Consider the following 17,756-nt stretch of genomic DNA (forward strand, 5'->3'; position numbering starts at 1 on the left):
TCTAGAGGCGAGAACGGAACCGAGAATCTCACTTGGCACGAGAGCTATCCTCTCAAATCCTCAAAGGAGACCATAGAGCCGTTGCCAAGGCCATCTCAATTGTCGAGGCGGGTGGAGACCCGAGTCGTAAGCTCATTCAAGAATTGTACCCACACACAGGCAAAGCGTTCACCATTGGTGTTACCGGTCCGACCGGGACTGGCAAGAGCACTCTCGTAGACAAGATAATCGAAGAGTATCGCAAAAAAGAAAGTAGCGTTGGAGTTCTAGCAATCGACCCGTCCAGTGCATTCACTGGTGGCGCGTTGCTCGGAGACCGCGTACGCATGATGGATCACAGCCTAGAGAAGAAAGTCTACATTCGTAGCATGGCGTCACGAGGTGATTTGGGCGGTCTCGCTCGAGCCGCGAGAAACACGATCCGAGTGTTGGACGCAGCCGGGATGGATATTGTCATCGTGGAGACCGTTGGAGCGGGTCAAACCGAGGTACAGATCGCATCTGCAGTCGACGCCACGATTGTCGTACTGATGCCTCAACTAGGGGATGAGATCCAGGCGTTCAAAGCCGGCTTCGCCGAAATTGGTGACTTGTTCGTCATCAACAAGTCAGACTTAGTCAATCCAGCTAAGACAATCTACAACATCGCAAGCGGTCTACAAGAGAGAGACGGATGGAGGCCGCCGGTTCTAAAGACTGTGGCAGTCAAGGGAACAGGTGTCCCAGCGGTTGTTGATGCTATCGAAAAATTCCGACAGTATCTGGAGACTGGAAGCCTCGGAGAGAAACGGTTGAGCAAGAGAATCCAGTCCGAACTGATAGATGCCGCCTTTTCAGATTTCTATCATCAAACTGTCAAGCGTCTCGGAGATCAGAGAGAACTCGACTCTCTTGTCTCAAGAGTTGTGAAACGTGAACTGGATCCAGAGACCGCCGCGTCCAAGCTTGTCCAAATCATCTCCAAGATAGGAGAAAGGACTTGACCGACCCCGTAACGACGGACTCTGGAATCCCTGTCAAGAAAGTCTACGAGAACAAGGATGTTCCACCGAGCTGGACAAGGTCGTCGGGGAAACCGGGCCAATACCCATACACGCGTGGCATCTATGATGGAATGTATCGGGATCGGCTGTGGACCATGCGTCAATACACGGGTTTCGGGTCTGCGAAAGAAACCAATCGCCGGTTCAAGTACTTGATTTCTCATGGCGAGACCGGGCTAAGCACAGCATTCGATCTACCAACGCAACTTGGTCTCGACTCAGATCATCCGAGAGCCGCTGGAGAAGTTGGAAGAGTTGGAGTCGCAATCAGCAGCATCAATGACATGAGGCGTCTCTTCGAGGGCATCGACCTTGGAAAGGTCAGTACGAGCATGACAATCAACGCGACTGCACCGATTCTGCTTTCTCTATATGTTGCAGCTGGAATGGAAAGGGGCTTCCCTCAACGCATGTTGAGGGGGACGACACAGAATGATGTTCTGAAGGAGTATATCGCGAGGAACACGTACATCTATCCTCCTGAAGCATCGCTGAAACTCTCAGTTGATCTCATAGAATACTGCGCCCACAAAATGCCTCGCTGGCATCCTATCAGTATCAGCGGTTATCACATTCGGGAGTCTGGCGCAAACGCGGTTCAGGAGCTAGGATTCTGTCTTGCGAACGCAATAGAATACGTGAAAGCCGCTCTTGACAGAGGGCTCAAGGTCGATCAGTTCGCTCCCCAACTCTCTTTTTTCTTCGCCTGCAGGAACGATTTCCTCGAGGAGATCGCGAAATTCAGAGCCGCACGCAGAATCTGGGCCCGCATAATGAAGAACCGCTTCAAAGCCCGAAATCCCGAATCATGCAAATTGCGGTTCCACACTCAGACCAGCGGTGAGACCCTGACCGCACAGCAACCTGACAACAACATCGCGCGGGTCGCAATCCAGGCCCTTGCAGGCGTCCTTGGTGGAACACAGTCTCTCCATACAAATTCAAGAGACGAAGCACTTTCTCTACCCACCGAGGAATCTGTGCAAATCGCGCTACGAACCCAGCAGATCATTGCTCACGAATCAGGAGTGACAAAGACAGCTGATCCGTTAGCCGGAAGCTACTATCTGGAATCCTTGACAAGAAATCTTGAGGCCAACGCGGTTCGTCTCTTAGAGAAAATCGAAGAACTGGGCGGCGCTAGAAAAGCCATAGAGTCTGGATTTGTGCATCGGGAGATACAGGACAGCGCTTACCGCTTCCAGAAATCGGTTGACGAAGGCCGAACGATCATTGTTGGAGTCAACAAGTTTACGGAGGGAAGCAGCGAACCGAAGATCCAGCGCATCGATCCCAAAGTGGAGAGGGCTCAGGTCAGTCAGCTGAAGAAGATGAAGGCATCGAGAAACACAAAGCAGGTTAAGAATGCTCTTGGGCGTCTCTCCCGGTCCGCGATACATCAACAAAACCTTGTCGATGATGTCTTGGGTGCTGTCCGATCCAACTGTACTGTAGGCGAAATCAGTGATGTTCTAAGGGAAGCCTTTGGAGAATACCGCGTAAGAATCGACATGTGACAGGGGACCCGTTAGAAATCAGAGTCTGAATCGCCCATTATCAGCCCTGTTCTCGTTTCCGGGAAGCCTCGGTGGATTGTCGGGAAATTCGTTCGGGTTTGTCGCGATCTTTCCAGTGTCGTCTTAGCCTGGATTGTGCCCGGAATCGCTTGTCTCGCGTATTATCACTGCCAGACAGGAAATGGTTTCTGGAAAATAGGGGGTCTAGCGACCGACCCTCGCGCCGCACAAGTGAGAAAAACAGAGTAGGTCGAGTGTATTCCGGGATCTAATCCGTTGCTTTGTCAGTCCTGGTTGGCTTCTATTCTAAGCTGGTGAAGTTCCCCGTCCGTCTTCATTACCGTAATGATGACGAGTTTCCTTTCAATATCGACTTTAAGAATTCGACCACAACGTAGAATGTGTTTTGCTTCTCTGGGAACTCCCGAGCCTTGCTTTGCCTTCGGTTTCGGATGTTTTTCCAATATTTTCTTGATCCCGTCGTAGAGGCTGATCACAGCCTCATTGTCAGTGTCCAGTTCTCTCGGCTCTTCCCAGGTCGCCAAATCCAACATTCTGCCTTAGTATTCCATACAACGCTGACAGTGTTAGCCAATTTGCCGGTCGTTACCAGAGCCCCCGCCTCAAAGTGACTCATTTCGTCAGAACGTTCGGCCTGCCAGTGGCGACGCGAGGATTTGAGAAGAAACGCTGCACCGATCTTATCGGGTGAGGTCTTTTTCGAGCGTTATCCAGCCGACCTGACGCTTGAACCCCAGCTTCATGTTGACCGCCAGCATAGAGGCATTTTCGGACGCGTTCCATGTCTTCACCTTCACATACCCGTTCCGCCTTGCGTAGTCGATCATTTTCAGTTTCAACGCGACCGCTATCCCCCTGCCACGATATTCACGCCTAACACCCGTGTTACCCTGGGCAAGAGCCCTAGGCTCCTTCTCGATGCGCCAGACAGTGCTGAGTCCAACATACTTGGAACCATCCTTCGCAATCATGTAGCCCTCAGGCAGGATATTCGGATTCTTCAGCTCGAACGCCTCCCACTGTTCATACGAGGTCGGCGTGAAGGGTGCTGGACTTGGCATGTCCGCGGAGATCAACTGCACGAGCTCGTGGAGCTTTCTCAGCGAATGTGGATCTTCGCGCTTCTCCTCAGCGAGACTTGTAAGCATAACCCCCTGCTTTTGCACTCTCTCGGAGTACCCTCGGAATATTTCCATGTCCACTCCTGGAACGTCAAGTCGCGATTCCCAAGCTATCTGCTTCTGCTCGAAACCACGCCGTTGATAGAACCCTGTGAGTCTGGGGAGATCCTCCCTGCTTCCAGCCCAAGCAATAATCGCATTCACCTTCCCAAGCTCTCTGCTCAGTCTCTCATAGACTGCGCCTCCGATCCCTCGGCCCTGAGACTCAGGGTCGACAAGTATATCGATCCAGAATTTGCGCGGATGGAACATGTCAGTAACATGCGCCACGGTCCCGAATCCCACAAGGACCTTATTGTCGAGAAACGCGTATCTTTGCAGATGATACTTTGACCGATCTACACTTTCGTCTCTAGCTCGCCATTCGTTAGAGCTGCGAGAATAGTCCGGATAGTTCGCGTTGTAAATCTCCGATAGCCGAGGATAGTCAGTGGGATCGAACTCCCTCGTCTCAAGCGAGAGAGTCCTCTGTCCGGACACGTCATCCAATTAACTGGCCGGCGTTATGTTAAGGTTCCTTGCGCAGAAATCCTTTCAGACCGGGACTCGAAAGCCATCGTAGGCAAAGCGCAGCCGGTATTTCATGTACTTCTTCTCGAGTGCAAGATAGTCAGCATAGGAGCGCCCGTTCAATTCCTCAATATGGGTTGCAATAGCCAGGCGCGGATTGATCCTCTGAACTAGTTCAAGGGTTTCTTCGAAGGAGGCCTCTGACTGTCGAATCCAGTGTCCCGTTGGGATGATCTGTTCGCCTTGTTTATCGTGTTCAAACCATCCCGTCTCGAGGATAAGCACATCTGGCTCCAACAAATCATTTCCAGGATTCCAATCCTTGATCTCATCTAGGGCAAGTACGACTCGTTTCCCATTCTGTTCAACCAAGTACGATGCGAGACCGGGCTGAGTCATTCGGAATGCCTTGAGAGTAGTATTGCCGAGCTTGATCGCTTCGCCTTCTCCGAACTCGTGAGTCCTCACGATTCCCATCTTCTCGAAGAACTCGAAATGATCCTCTAGACCGAGCCTTTTTCGGAAATCTTCGCGGACCCATGACGGCAGCCAGACGTCGGTGATCGTTTTCGTTCTTTTTCGAAGATTCAGATTGAGCTGCTCAAGAACTCGACGACCCATTGTATGATCAGGGTGCCAGTGACTGTAGGCAAGATGCGACACGTGATGAATGTTCTCCCTCTCTAGGCTGTGGGCGACATCCTCAGGAGTATCAAAGAGCAAGTCAGGACCCGTAAGGAAGACACTTGGCCCGTTACGAGAATATTTTCCAAGTCTTTGACGGGCCTCCGTGCATATTTCACACAAACATCCGACGCGAGGAGTACAGTCTGCACCACCTGTCCCCAAGAATACAAGACTCAAATCGGCTGATCTTTTTGAATGCAAGTTATCAGCGCTTGTCCTGACGAGACTTGTTCAAGTCACGATGCTTTCGCATAAAGTCCTCTATGACATCAAAATTGTTGCCTATGACCAATAGGATGGAGATTCTCAAGCGTTTCCCGCTGTAAATGGGACTCCTACCTTCTCCCAGTCCTGTTCCCGATGACAAGACAGTACGCCCATGCCCAAATCGCGGTTGGGCCCAGAATAGATATTGGGCAAGGACAATTGGGGTCTGACTCGAAGAAACCCCCGAGGCCAAGGCACCGATTCAGTTTTTCAGGCCAGGGTAAGCAACCTGAAGGTTCTTCCACACCTCGCGCGGCCAACGTTACGAAGAATGATATTCTGAACAGCTTGACGAGACAGGCGCATCCTCAGGAACGACCAGTAAGGGCTCCTGAGATAGATGAAGCAACTCAGTTCCAGAACTCTGACCAAGTCCCTATTCACGCCGGATCCCGAGGGCGAGGTTCTGCTCGTGGTGCACTGGTAATCTTTCTAGGAGGATTCCTTGCCGTCTGGCTATACGGATATGTTACAGGAGCCTACGAAATACCATACTTGAGAGGGGTCACAGAAAGTCCAGAAGTTCAAGTGGGTGTTCAGCTGGTATCTTCGAACCCCATCCTGTCAGGGATCGTTTCCGCATCCGTTCTACTTGGAGTCCTCTATCTCCGATATCGAAAGAAGATCTAGTGTCTTTATCCTACTGAAGAACCGGAGCGAATCGTTGATGAATATCAGTCCCACTCGTTTAGAAAGGCCTCGTGCTCGCCCCTAAGCTTAAGGAGACGCGCCTCTTCAGGGGGGATCCCTTTTGAATTCCTGTGCTTCGAGCAAGGGCTGTAGTCTGAAAGAAGGCTGGGTCGTTCTGTCAGGTCGTTCTCTGACTCTCCAAACTCGACTTGGTAGAAGCGGACCTTGCAGCCGCAATTGTATACTTCGATCTCCAGAGTGCTCAATCTCCTTTGAACCTCGCTTTTTTCGATCCAATGAACTATAGGTATTCGGATATTTAGATCAAGGGTTTGTACAGCAAAGCCTCGTCCACGCGACTCTCCACATTGAGCGATCCGGAAATCAGTATTCCGGGATATCCTTGTGGCTCGATTTCAACTTCTAATGATAAGCAATCTCTGGAAGTCACGTCGCTGCCACTTTTCTGGAAGGAAAATAGAGGTAAGCAGATCCTATCGCTACGAAAGCGTAAATGAAAACCCAAACGCCCGTCACCAGTACACTCGGGCTCTCGCTTGAGATGACGTCCCAGTGACTCCCGACGGCCAAGAGAGCAAGGCTTGGAAAGATCACGTCTAGCGGTAGCAGGACCCTGATTCTACCAATATCCGTCTGCAACGAGGCCCACGCAGTGGCGAGACACGTTGCAAGAAACAAACCTGCGAACATCTGCAGAGTGGGTGTTGCTACCCGCCAAGGCCAGAATTCCCGCTGGGCGATGTCAGGCAGCAACAGCATCATGATGCCAAACACCCCGACAACGACAGTTTGGATTCGGAAGAACCAACGGGCAGTCCTCCAGGGATGCCCTCCAACTAATCTGTCCTGAGGCTTCCGAGGCCAACCGTATCGGTTCAACAGGTAGAAATTGCCTAGACTCGCCACGAGGAAATATCCGATCCATATGGCGATGATGTATCCGTCACCTTGCGAGGCCGCAAGGCCGATCGAGACGATTGATGTGATTCCGAAGAACGCTCCACCGACGAGCACGAGAATCTTAGCCCTCTGCCAGAGCTTAGCCCTAAGGGCAGACCAGCAACCGAAGGCTATCGCGAGGAATATTGCGCCGATGAACCGTATCGCCAAAGCTTTCACAGGCCAGAGCCACAGGCTGATCACTAGGCTCGGATAGATGAAGAACAGAGTACCCATTACAAGGTTGACTTCTGAGAGAAAGAGGAGGAACAGCCTCGCGTCTCTACCGAGTTCAACTGGGCGCTTTGACGACATGACAAGGCCAAGCTACGCGGACATGATGAGCCATGTTCCAGTACACTTTGCTATTACTTCCTGTCTCGCGTTTGTCAGAACCGCTTCAGTAAATGCGATCCGTCGGCCTCTCTTGGCAATCGTCCCCTCAGCAACTAATCGTCCCTTAATGTGAGGTCGCATGAAACTCATCTTCAACTCAATGGTAGTCATGTCCTCGTCAGGCTTTAGCGTCGATGCCACCGCGATCCCCATCGCCGCATCCGCGATATCCACCATCACACCGCCGTGCATAGTCCCGGATAAATTGTGAAGGTGCTCGTCCACGTCCATTTCGAGAACCGCTTTGTTTTCTTCTATGTTGTGCACCCTGATCCCAAGCGTTCCAATCGCCGGGCTAGGCGGCTTGCCCGCCTTCCAGGCTGAGTAAACCTTGTCCCGGACTCCCTTCATGCCCGCGTCCCTCCATCTACCGGTCTAATATGAATTCAGATGAGGCTGTTCAAATTCGAAGCTTTATCTTCACTGACTCTACTCTGAGGTCAGAGATGTCAGAAAAGAAAAACATGAGAGACGAGGTGCGCCGCGAGGCCAAGGAAGCCCTTGAGGCCATGCGAAGAGATCTCCAACAATTGAGCAAGGACTTGGTTGTCGCAAGCAAGTCTCTGAAAACTTCAACAGAAAAGTTTGTGCAGGACACGGGTCCTAAGGTATCAGCTGGACTAGAAGAGACTGTGGAGACCTTTCGTCGGACCATGACCACGATCGACAAGCAGACCAAGCCTCAGCAGGCAAAGCTTCTCAGAACGTACAAGAAATTCCTTACAAAACAAGTAGACTTCATAGAGAAAAGGCTCAAGCAGACAGAATAGACCCTTCTCCTTTCTCAGAGCCTGACGTTTCCCTGGGCTCTGGAGGCGCGCGGCCACGGAGAGGTAAGCGATTCTTCCGTCTGAAGTAGATGTACATTCCCATTCCCATTGCGACCCAAACAATTCCTAGTTCCCTGCCTAGCTCGTGCGTCAAGATTACCGCCACCCATATCGCGCTAGTCGCCAACAATCCGAGCAAGGGCAAGATGGGAAGTTCCAGCACCCCCGCTGCTCTCTTGAAACGAAGAGTTAGTGGGACCCGATAGGGCCTGAACCGAGGTCTGTCGGTGTTCCTAGTAACAAGTAGGCTGGCATGCGCTGATACGTACGCAACTAGAGCTCCGACATTGTACAAGCTTCCCAAGAGCACTAGCGGATCCTCAGACCCGGTGAAGCTGCCAAATGAAGCGAAGGCTACCAGAATAATGCTTCCCAATCCAAAGACTAGAATCGCGATCCAGGGCGTTCTAAACTTGGAGTGTATTGCTCCAAATTTTCCTGGAAGCATCTTGTACTTTGATAGTGCGTAAAGAGTCCTCGAAGACCCTATGATTCCGGCGTTTGCTCCGATAATGCTAATCGAGCATCCTAGGAGTGCTATCCATATGGCTATCAGAGATCCTGCCCCAGGGAGACTTCTCGCCACCCCCGATAGAGGGTCATTCTTGAAAGTAGTTGAAAGTGTCATTGGTGGGACAACATTCACGGCTACAATTGAGATCAACAGGTAGAGAACTACTACCGACCCAAGCGTTGCCATAACCGCTCTAGGAACCGTGCGTCCCGCGACCTTGGTCTCCTCCGCCGCTTGAGCGAGTGCTTCTATTCCAAGGTACGAGACCATGGCAAGGGTAATTCCTTGGACAAACTCGGGCAAGGTTGGGTTCGTGAAGAGTTGGAAGCTCGAAGGCCAACTGAACAGGAGACCGCCGGGGATCAGAACTAGAACGAGGCCTAGAATAATCAACGCGACCTCGCTAACTATGTCCAAGAGAGCGAGGCCGAGGGTGAAGTTGACCGATTCTCGAATACCAATGACGTTGAGAAAGACCAACGCTCCCAAGAGAAGAATCGCGCCGATTCCGAGCCAGAACGGTTCGTTTAGAGCAGCATCGAAGTAGGAGAGGTAAGCAATGGCGGGAATAGCGAATATTGCCGCTGTCACGACATAGTCTAGGCAGAGCATCCAGCCGGCGAGAAATCCGATATTGTCCCCGAATGCTGCCTGTGCGAACGTTGCTGAACCTCCAGCTCTCGGATAGGTTGACGATAATTCAGCATAGGTCAATCCGGTAAGGACATACGCGATAGCCGCGGCGCCGATGGCTAGTGGCGTTGCATAGCCTGCATGTATCGATACCAGTCCTAGTGCGAGATAGATTCCTGCTCCGACGTCTGCATACCCGATAGAGAAGAGTCCGCCTATTCCAATAGTCCTCTTCAGTCCCCTTCGTCGAGCTGGTTTCTCGGGAGTCTGGGTCAAAAGAAGAGTTCCTCTAGGATCTCCTGAGGTATAGAAACGGGTTCCCGGATCCCCGCGCTAATATGGCTTAACGTTCGATGGCTACTTTCGAGCATCAAGCTCCGGTAGAAGCTCGTAGAATTTCTCCTGAACGTCTGAGATAAGCTGGTCGCGCTTAGCGGGATTTGTTATCCTGAGCATAAGCACGAGATGAGCCTGTTGGGATGTCACCTGTGTGACCCTTACCTGGGGAGGAGCATCAGGTACAAGGTCGGTCTTCATTTCTTGGCCAATTTCGAGCAGGTTTTTCTCAACACTCTTCAGGTCATACTTGCTGTCGACAGTTACTGGGATCTGGACCCGCAAGCCGCCTGATCGGCTTCTGTTTATGACAGACCTCTTCAATAGGGTGGAATTCGGAACGATCACGATCTCGTTGTCCGGAGTCAGAATCTTCGTTTGTATCAGGTTCCTCTCAAGGACCCTGCCATAGTGGTCCTGGACCTCTATCCATTCTCCGACTTTGAAGGACTGGTAGGTGGAGATGAACTGGGACGCAGCCATGTCCGTGAGAATATTCCTATAGGCCACAATTATCGCCACCCCTCCAAGGAACAATATGAGGAGCAGTACGTTGATCGCTACCGAGAGCTGGCTTAGGACGATGATTATCCCGAGGATCCAGATGGCCCAAGACCCGATCTGCTGAAGGCTGGCTACCAGTCCGGATGGAACCGATCCGGAGGCTCTCTGGATGATGATCCGATAGAAACGAACGATTAGGAAGGTGACGAGAAGGGTCACGACGACTTGGAGGAGATCGATGGCGAAGCTGCTCGTCAAAAGGTCGTAGATGGTTGGAATAGCCATAGTAGCCTTGCAAGACCTTGGTTATGATCGAGCTTAGGCTGATTCACTTGATCTTAAGAGTTCCACGGTTCGTGCCACTGATGACGCGTCGCCTAAAAGCAACACCTTGTCCCCTGATTTCAACTCAAGCTCGGGCTCGGGAAAGACGAAACCATCGTCCCTGCAGACGAGGCCAACCCTGCATTTCTCAGGCAACGGTATTTCGTGAATTTTCTTGCCTATGAGAGACGCGTTCAAAGGAATAACGGCTTCTGCCACCCGCAGGTTTTCCGCAGATCGATACATGAGCGTAATGGAGTGGTCCTTCGAGAGGACGTTCTCAAAGTCGCGAAGGGCTAGATCAACAGGGCAGATTACGACGTCAGCTCCGGCCTGCATAAGCCGTGTCTTGTTCTTGGGGCTGTTTGCAACCGCAATAACGCGGGGAACCCCGAAGTCTTTCTTCGCAGCCCTCGTTGTGGCAAGGTTCACTCGGTCATCATCGGTAGCGGCGAGCAACAAGTCAGCCTGTGAGGCGTCGGCCTTCTTCAGAATGTCTAGCTTCGACCCGTCTTCATTCAGTATGATTGCATCATACTTATCGGCGATATCCTTGCATCGTTCTCCCTTCTTCTCGATTACCGTAAGTTGGTTCTCATCGCTTGAAGATAAGTATCCGATGAGGTGCATTCCAATCCGTCCCGCTCCGACAATAAGTGTTCTCACCGGCTGATTTCCAACTCGTGTTCAGGAATGTAGGTAATCGTTGAAGGTGGCTGGGTCGGACCGAGTAATAAGCTTCCGTTCTCAAGAGAGGTCTGAAGATCGTCATCACGCTCAAGGTCCGTTCAGGATTCGGCTGAAACGATCCCTTTTCCAGGATCGAAGCCGTATTTCGTGTATAACGAAATGACGCGGGAAGCAAACTCGAAGACACCGCCATTTAGGCGATCATAGCCCATGAAAGAGGACATTCGGGCAGAATCCACGCTTTATTTCCCGGATTCGCCTTGAAATATGATGAAGTAGGTCAGTGAAAAAAGAGAGAACGTGGGACGCGGGTCCCACTAGTCACCTACATCTGAACCGGGTTTGGCCCGGAATTGTGGGCAGTTGGACTGTCGTGATCCTTGTGAAGTAAGTCGTAGTGAGTATTGCAGAGGTTCCTGGCGCAAGCGGAGCAGAATTGAGTTGCTCGTTGAGTGCAATGGGTCTCTCGTTCCATTCGCTCCTCGCTGGTGATTCCGAAGCCGCCGATATCTCCCACTTCGATCTCTTCACAAGTCTTGAAATCGGGACTGGGGACTGGCGCTGTAATTGGGGTCGGTCTGATGGCCGCTCTTGTTCGGGGTGTTCGGGCTTTCTTGGGTTTTGCTCTTGTCTTATGTCTCGATTTTGTCTTCGCCTTGGCTTTGTTCTTAGCTTTCATGGTTGGGTCGCTAGGACAGTTGACTGGGCTAATGATAGCCAACGTCTAACCCTAACGATGAGAATCAGGTAACACAACTCCGGTTTCGCTGAGAGCGGGTTCGGGAAGAGCTGCTTATGGTCGGAAGAAGAACTCGTAATACACAAATCTTGCTAAGACGCGATCGAAACAAAGGGTTAGGATTGGTTGGCCTCGATTCAGATGTCAGAATCATCCGAGCAGCGCCTAGCGATCTTGACACAGTTCTAGAGATTCTGGAAGAAGCCTCGCGGTGTTATCTTCGAAAGGGTGTGAAACCCAGTGGCGGTCCAGCCCGACTTTCCGACAGACCATCAAAGACAATATTGAACGCGGCGAAGTATACGTTGCGAAGGACGTCAAAAAGACCGTCGGGACAATCACTCTTCAATGGAGCGACCAGAAGTTCTGGGGCGAACAGCCACTCGATGCTGTATACATCCATAAACTTGCGATAAGGCGCTCCCACGCAGGCAGACGTCTCGGACTCCGAATGATACAATGGGCTGAGTCGAAAGCGCGAACGGAAGGAAAGAGATACCTGCGGCTTGACTGTCTCGCTGGCAACAAGACAATTCGTGAATACTACGAGAAGGAAGGATTTATCCACGTAAGAGACAACGACGCTCCCGGCTGGAATGCTAGCCTCTACGAGAAGAAGCTCTGACTCTACGAGGGATGGAGAACGTTCTTCGAAATGATTAACCTCATAATCTCAGAGGTACCCTCCCCTACTGTCATCAATCTCGCGTCTCGCCAATGACGGTGAACATCAAACTCGTCGGCGTATCCATAGCCCCCGTAGATCTGAATTGCCTCATCGCACACCTTGAGCGCATTCTCGGTGGCGAGTAACTTGCCCTGCGCGGCCTCTGACTCGAACGGTTTTCCCTGACTTTTCAGGTGCGCCGCACGGTAAACCATCATCCGTGAGGCGTTGATCATCGTCAACATGTCCGCAAGTTTCGCTTGAGTCATCTCGAACTCGGATAACGTCTTTCCGAACGCCGTCCTCTCTTTGCTGTACTTTACTGCTTTTTCGAACGCCGCCTGAGCAATTCCGGTCGATAGTGCTCCGATTGTCACTCGTCCACCCCACAGCATTCTCTTAGCGTACTCGAATCCTTCTCCTTCTGTTCCCACCAGATTCTCTCTCGGGACCTTTGCGTTTTCGAACACTACCTCCGACGTGACTGATCCTCTTACCCCGAGTTTCTCAATGTCTTTGCTCGACTTCGCCTTCTTTGAGTCTACCAGAAATGCAGAGGGACCTTTAGCGGTCTTGGCGAAAAGAAAATACAGGTCACAGTAGCCGCCGTTCGTAGTGAACATCTTCGTGCCGTTAACTATCCATTCGTTGCCCTCCATCCGAGCCTGTGTCTGCATGTTCCGCGCGTCCGATCCTGCACCAGGTTCGGTCAGAGAAAACGCGGCGAAAGTTTTACCGTTGATCATTCCAGGAAGGAACTGCTTCTTCTGCTCTGGATTACTGAACTGACGTACACCTTCACAACATGTTCCATGAATCGCTAAGGAAAGAGCCGTGCTAGCGCAGGCCTTGCCGACCATCTCCATGGCCGCAACATATACTGGCCATGGAAGCTCGAGGCCCCCGTATTCTTTAGGAAAACCCATGCTTGTGAAGCCCTGCTCAAACATCTTTGTGATGTTCTCGCGCGGAAACTGAGCGTTCACGTCGATCTCTCGCGCGGTAGGCTCGATCTCTTTCTCGATAAAGTCCCCAAGGGAGTCTAGGAGAAGAAGATGGTCCTCAGCGCTGGATCCGTAAATCATCTGGATGAGTTCTTTCTGCGTGTCACCGAAGAAACCCACACGATTGACCTCTAGGAAACTCCTTTTTTGGAAGCTCCGGTTTATACCTTAGCCAAGAACCGGATCTTGATTGAGAGCGACATACGAGAGTTCCATACTCCTAAAATCGGAACATCGTTAGTCTAACCAATAATGGAGTTCGAGACGTGAAAACCCCTACTCTCAGGGTTCTCTTAGTCATCCTCGGCATCATGCTGGGCCTGCAATCATCTATTGTTCTGGGCCACAACTCTTTGATAATAACCTCCAACTCGGCCCTATTACCTCAACCAATCAGGCAAGGACCCCTTCAAGCCACCTATGCTCTTGGAGGATACTATTGGTTCCAGATCGGAGCCATTGGTGACAGCAACAGCTACAACGTTGACGGCGCAAGCATTACGATTAGAACAGTCTATGACCAAGTTCGGAATGATGCTCATTCTTACTGGGTAGGCACTCTACTAGTGACCGGGGGGTTCGTCCAAGTAGGATATCTCAACGGGCTGAGCACCACCGGCCAACCATATTGTTGCGCGTGGTTTTTCGAAACCTTCTACACACCAAACTGTGACTGTCCCCCCATAATCGGCCCCGAAGGGTCAGCCGGGCCTATTGGGTCCTGGCACACATACTCAATGGTCCATACCAGCAACGGTGTATGGTCTTTCTACATGGATGGCAATCTTCTGGGAAATTCACCTCCCCCTTCGGACAAGAACTACCTTGGAGCCGGAGCAACCAATTCGGGCAACCAGGCCCCAGCAGGAATTGCTGAAGTAGCTCAAGCAACAGACAACAAGGACATAATCGGCCCCACTGAGTTCAAAGATCTAGAAATACGTCAGACAGGTCTCTGGCACCAGATGACAAATGGAGTAAGCCACTGTTGTTATGGCTACAGCAGTCAGACCGGCTTGCCTAACCTGTATGGAGTTGCGGAGGTTGAAGGCCTCAGAGATGATTTCCTCGCTGGAAGCAACATTCGTCAACCATCCTCTGCCACGACCCTCTGGCCGACGTCTGTTCCTTCTTCAATCAAGACTTCTTTCAACTTCATCGATCGCAGCGGAGGCCCTTTTACCCCCGATTGGATTTCCCTGCAAGACCTAGGCAATGGTAATGTCATCTACTACACCGGCTACGCGGCCCAAGACATCCCTCCGTCTAGTAGCGGCACCTACAGGATCATCTTTGCATCATGGCATGGAGTCAATGTCGTGCGCAATTCTCTGGCATCTGACTCGGCGACAAGTCAGACAATTCAGGGAGATGTCTTCTCCATTCCCGTCCATGTGGTCGGTCGATTCTACTCTCTTCCGGTCAGCGGAGCAACCGTTCTCACCTTCCTCCCTGACTCGACCAATGAGACTGTGAGGACGGACTCGGAAGGAAATGCAACTCTAGTGCAATTGCCTCCGGGAAACTATAGTCTGCGAGTAGCAGTCCCCTACGGGGTGCAGTCCCTCTTGAGGACGAGCGTGGCGGGACCCGCGAACATCTCTGTCGCTGTCTTCAGCATCGCAGAACTTCTCACTCTGATCATCCCACCGATCACTGCTGCTGTAGCTGTTGTCTTCGTAGCCGTGAGAAGAGAACATGCTCGCCGGGTCGCCATGCCAACGATGCCGTTTACAACGCCATTTCCCACGACAACCCTGACCGCCTACTGTGGAGCTTGTGGAAAGCTTCTCGGTCCAGCGGAACTATTCTGCATGACCTGTGGAACGCCTAGGGCTGGGTCTCCACAGCCATCTCCCGCTCAGCAATTGCCTCCATCATCTTCGGCCCCGTCCCCATGATCACAACGAGCATCTTCATCGCGGAAGTCTTATAGTAAACACGCTCGTGCGGTCGATTCCGATAGATTCTTGCCTCAACGAATCGGAATAGTAGGCGTCGGATATTCAGGCTTCGATTCGATGACTCCTGGCCTCTCAACCCGGGAGCTTATGTTCGAGGCTGCCACTCGCGCGTATGAGGATGTCGGAATAGACCCTCGGAAAGACGTTCAGAGCTTCGTCTGTTGCACCGAAGATTTCTGGGAAGGAATTAGCATAACTGACGAGTACATGCCCGACCAGTTAGGCGCAGTTCTGAGACCGCTCTGCACGATATCATCTGATGGAATTGTTGGGCTAGCAACGGCGTGTATGCATATTATGTCGGGCATAGCCGACGTTGCGGTTGTAGAGTCTCACAGCAAGATCTCAGACGTTCTGAATCCTAGCGAGATCTCGAGCTTTGCCCTGGACCCGATCTATGATCATCACGTCAACGCGGACCCGAGATTTGTGGCCGGGTTAGAAATGGTTCGCTATCTGAAAGACACGGCTACAAAAAGAGAATATTGTGCTCAGGTCGCCGTCAAGAACAAGAAAAACGCGCTCTTGAACCCTCGCGGAGTTCACGGAGCAAATCTGAACAAGGACGCGGTGCTCAACTCGAAGGTTGCATCTTCACCCCTCACCGAGCTGGAATCGAGCAAAGCTATCGATGGAAGCATCGTTTTCGTACTAGCCTCAGCCCAAAAGGCCAAGAAGCTTGGCGACCATACTGTCTGGATAAACGGGATCGGCTGGAGCTCTGACACGCCATGGATAGAGGATCGAGACATGGCAAAGGCCTCATACGCGGAACAATCGGCGGCCCGTGCGTACAAGATGGCGGGCGTACGGAACCCTCCAACGTACTTTGATCTCGCCGAGGTTGATGATACTTATTCCTACAAGGAGCTTCAGAGCCTCGAAGCCCTCAGACTAGCCGCAAAGGGCAAGGCCGGCAAGATGGCCGAGTCAGGCACTTTCGATAGAGATGGACGGTTGCCAGTGAACGCGTCTGGCGGGTCTCTTGGGGTTGGCCATCTATTAGAGGCGACTGGTCTTCATCGAGTTCTCGAGGCCGTTCTTCAACTCAGGGGACAAGCGGGACGGTTGCAGATTCCAAGAGTGAAGAAAGCTGTGGTCCAGAGCTGGAGAGGAATACCGACCGCGACCGGAGCCGTGGCGGTACTAGGGAACTAGGAGGAATCTGGAAATGAAAAATCGTGTAGCTATCGTTGGAGCAGGCATGACACTATTCAGACGCCGAATGCTCGAAAGCCCGAAAGAACTCTCTTTCGAAGCGACAAGAATGGCGCTCGACTCGGCGGGGCTTGAACTGAAAGACATCCAATCTGTGGTGTCCGGCTCGGCACCTGACGCGTTCGATGGCATACACATGAAAGGAGAATATCTTCTAGACGGGACGGGCGGAATTGGCAAGCCCAACCAGCGAGTCTACGTCGGAGGTGGAACCGGAGTCTTCACACCGATCGGCGGATGGTGGAATGTTGCGTCGGGAATGTACGATACTTGTCTCTGCGTGGCCGAAGAGAAAATGTCGCCCCTGCATCCTCATCCTCAGTATGCGTTCTGGAGCATCTTCGATCAGATTCTGGAAAGGCCTCTCGGAACTACATTGCTTTGGATTTTCTCTTTGGAGATGAGACGATACATGCACAAGTACGGAATCAAGGAGGAAGAGATCGCAAGTGTCGCGGTGAAGAACAAAGGAAACGCCGTCGATCATCCCTGCGCACAACTGGGCGCCAAGATCACCGTTGAAGACGTCATGAACTCTGAGCCGATCTGTTGGCCCGTCAAACGACTGGACGTGAGTCCTCCTAGTGACGGTGCTGCCGCGGTGGTGTTAGCTTCCGAGAAAGTTGCGAAGAAACTAACAGACCAGCCTGTCTGGCTTGACGGAGTTGGCTGGACTCTAGACACGACGCACTGGACGAACCGTGACTTGGCATATCCAGAGTACGTTGAGAAGGCCGCCTGGATGGCCTACAAGATGGCAGGGATCAAGAAGCCGAAGAAGGAGATCGATATCGCCGAAGTCTACGACCCATTCGACTACAAAGAACTCCATCACATGGAGGGACTCCAGCTCGCAGGCAAAGGAGAAGCTCCCAAGATGGCCGTTGACGGTGTAACCCAACGAGACGGTGATCTGCCGGTTTGTCCATCCGGAGGACTCTTAGGGGTTGGCAACCCCATCGCTGCGGCCGGAATGATGAAGATCTGTGAGGTCTTTTGGCAGCTCCGCGGAGAAGCAGGGAAGCGACAGGTGAAGAAGGATGCTCGAACAGGCCTGGCCCAAGCCTGGGGCGACCTAATGCAGGTTGGAACGGTCGCAGTAATGAGGTCCTAAAGGAAAC

General features: G+C 52.0%; 19 protein-coding genes. 8 read left to right on the forward strand and 11 right to left on the reverse strand.

Translation table 11 applies throughout. From position 1 onward, the window contains the following. Positions 1-32 precede the first annotated feature (32 nt). Both meaB and VGS11_13005 read left to right on the forward strand, forming a co-directional pair. Positions 33-983, forward strand: a complete 951-nt coding sequence (gene meaB / locus VGS11_13000) for a methylmalonyl Co-A mutase-associated GTPase MeaB (GenBank protein HEV2121008.1) — start codon at positions 33-35, stop codon at positions 981-983. Next, positions 980-2,560 (forward strand): methylmalonyl-CoA mutase family protein, encoded by a 1,581-nt coding sequence (locus tag VGS11_13005; protein ID HEV2121009.1) that lies wholly within the window; start codon positions 980-982, stop codon positions 2,558-2,560. The genes meaB and VGS11_13005 overlap by 4 nt, the downstream gene beginning before the upstream one ends. 284 nt (positions 2,561-2,844) lie before the next feature. On the opposite strand, the gene VGS11_13010 is transcribed toward VGS11_13005, so the two are convergent. The 3 genes from VGS11_13010 to VGS11_13020 form a co-directional block, all read right to left on the reverse strand. Then, on the reverse strand, positions 2,845-3,114 hold the full coding sequence (locus VGS11_13010; GenBank protein HEV2121010.1) for a hypothetical protein: 270 nt from the start codon (positions 3,112-3,114) through the stop codon (positions 2,845-2,847). Between the two features lie 147 nt (positions 3,115-3,261). Further along, positions 3,262-4,242: a GNAT family N-acetyltransferase gene (locus VGS11_13015; protein ID HEV2121011.1), complete on the reverse strand. Its 981-nt coding sequence runs from the start codon at positions 4,240-4,242 to the stop codon at positions 3,262-3,264. A 54-nt stretch (positions 4,243-4,296) separates the two neighbouring features. Next, entirely contained in the window at positions 4,297-5,079 is a 783-nt protein-coding gene (locus VGS11_13020; GenBank protein HEV2121012.1) for an MBL fold metallo-hydrolase, read from the reverse strand. A 240-nt stretch (positions 5,080-5,319) separates the two neighbouring features. Here VGS11_13020 and VGS11_13025 point away from each other — a divergent pair, with 240 nt between their 5' ends. After that, positions 5,320-5,856, forward strand: a complete 537-nt coding sequence (locus tag VGS11_13025) for a hypothetical protein (protein ID HEV2121013.1) — start codon at positions 5,320-5,322, stop codon at positions 5,854-5,856. A 44-nt stretch (positions 5,857-5,900) separates the two neighbouring features. Here the strand turns inward: VGS11_13025 and VGS11_13030 are convergent, their stop codons facing one another. The 3 genes from VGS11_13030 to VGS11_13040 form a co-directional block, all read right to left on the reverse strand. Next, positions 5,901-6,122, reverse strand: a complete 222-nt coding sequence (locus VGS11_13030; GenBank protein HEV2121014.1) for a hypothetical protein — start codon at positions 6,120-6,122, stop codon at positions 5,901-5,903. Positions 6,123-6,303: 181 nt separating this feature from the next. Continuing rightward, complete coding sequence (locus tag VGS11_13035; protein HEV2121015.1) at positions 6,304-7,131, reverse strand: hypothetical protein; 828 nt, start codon at positions 7,129-7,131, stop codon at positions 6,304-6,306. Positions 7,132-7,143: 12 nt separating this feature from the next. Then, the gene (locus VGS11_13040) at positions 7,144-7,563 is read right to left on the reverse strand and encodes a PaaI family thioesterase (GenBank protein ID HEV2121016.1); all 420 of its coding nucleotides are present in this window, start codon (positions 7,561-7,563) and stop codon (positions 7,144-7,146) included. A gap of 95 nt (positions 7,564-7,658) precedes the next feature. On the opposite strand from VGS11_13040, the gene VGS11_13045 reads away from it, so the two are divergent. Further along, the gene (locus VGS11_13045; protein ID HEV2121017.1) at positions 7,659-7,982 is read left to right on the forward strand and encodes a hypothetical protein; all 324 of its coding nucleotides are present in this window, start codon (positions 7,659-7,661) and stop codon (positions 7,980-7,982) included. Here the strand turns inward: VGS11_13045 and VGS11_13050 are convergent. From VGS11_13050 to VGS11_13065, 4 genes are all read right to left on the reverse strand, one after another. Further along, positions 7,966-9,465, reverse strand: a complete 1,500-nt coding sequence (locus tag VGS11_13050; GenBank protein ID HEV2121018.1) for an APC family permease — start codon at positions 9,463-9,465, stop codon at positions 7,966-7,968. The two genes, VGS11_13045 and VGS11_13050, sit on opposite strands and share 17 nt — an antisense overlap. Positions 9,466-9,546: 81 nt before the next feature. Next, complete coding sequence (locus VGS11_13055) at positions 9,547-10,314, reverse strand: mechanosensitive ion channel domain-containing protein (GenBank protein HEV2121019.1); 768 nt, start codon at positions 10,312-10,314, stop codon at positions 9,547-9,549. A 33-nt stretch (positions 10,315-10,347) separates the two neighbouring features. Beyond that, a complete protein-coding gene (locus tag VGS11_13060; GenBank protein HEV2121020.1) occupies positions 10,348-11,019 on the reverse strand; it encodes a TrkA family potassium uptake protein in 672 nt (223 codons plus the stop codon). A 349-nt stretch (positions 11,020-11,368) separates the two neighbouring features. Then, the gene (locus VGS11_13065) at positions 11,369-11,722 is read right to left on the reverse strand and encodes a hypothetical protein (GenBank protein ID HEV2121021.1); all 354 of its coding nucleotides are present in this window, start codon (positions 11,720-11,722) and stop codon (positions 11,369-11,371) included. Positions 11,723-11,993: 271 nt separating this feature from the next. Between VGS11_13065 and VGS11_13070 the strand changes: the two genes are divergently transcribed. Next, positions 11,994-12,407 carry a GNAT family N-acetyltransferase gene (locus VGS11_13070; protein HEV2121022.1) on the forward strand — a complete coding sequence of 138 codons (414 nt, stop codon included), beginning with the start codon at positions 11,994-11,996 and terminating at the stop codon, positions 12,405-12,407. 2 nt (positions 12,408-12,409) lie between these two features. Here the strand turns inward: VGS11_13070 and VGS11_13075 are convergent, their stop codons facing one another. Further along, on the reverse strand, positions 12,410-13,573 hold the full coding sequence (locus tag VGS11_13075; protein HEV2121023.1) for an acyl-CoA dehydrogenase family protein: 1,164 nt from the start codon (positions 13,571-13,573) through the stop codon (positions 12,410-12,412). A gap of 146 nt (positions 13,574-13,719) precedes the next feature. Between VGS11_13075 and VGS11_13080 the strand changes: the two genes are divergently transcribed. The 3 genes from VGS11_13080 to VGS11_13090 all read left to right on the forward strand — a co-directional run bounded on the left by VGS11_13080 (position 13,720) and on the right by VGS11_13090 (position 17,749). Next, entirely contained in the window at positions 13,720-15,354 is a 1,635-nt protein-coding gene (locus tag VGS11_13080; protein HEV2121024.1) for a carboxypeptidase-like regulatory domain-containing protein, read from the forward strand. 69 nt (positions 15,355-15,423) lie between these two features. After that, positions 15,424-16,575, forward strand: a complete 1,152-nt coding sequence (locus VGS11_13085; protein ID HEV2121025.1) for an acetyl-CoA acetyltransferase — start codon at positions 15,424-15,426, stop codon at positions 16,573-16,575. A gap of 7 nt (positions 16,576-16,582) precedes the next feature. Continuing rightward, positions 16,583-17,749, forward strand: coding sequence for a thiolase domain-containing protein (locus tag VGS11_13090; GenBank protein ID HEV2121026.1), 1,167 nt, complete (start codon positions 16,583-16,585; stop codon positions 17,747-17,749). Positions 17,750-17,756 lie beyond the last annotated feature (7 nt).

It is taken from the genome of Candidatus Bathyarchaeia archaeon (assembly GCA_035935655.1).
GTDB lineage: Archaea > Thermoproteota > Bathyarchaeia > 40CM-2-53-6 > 40CM-2-53-6 > 40CM-2-53-6.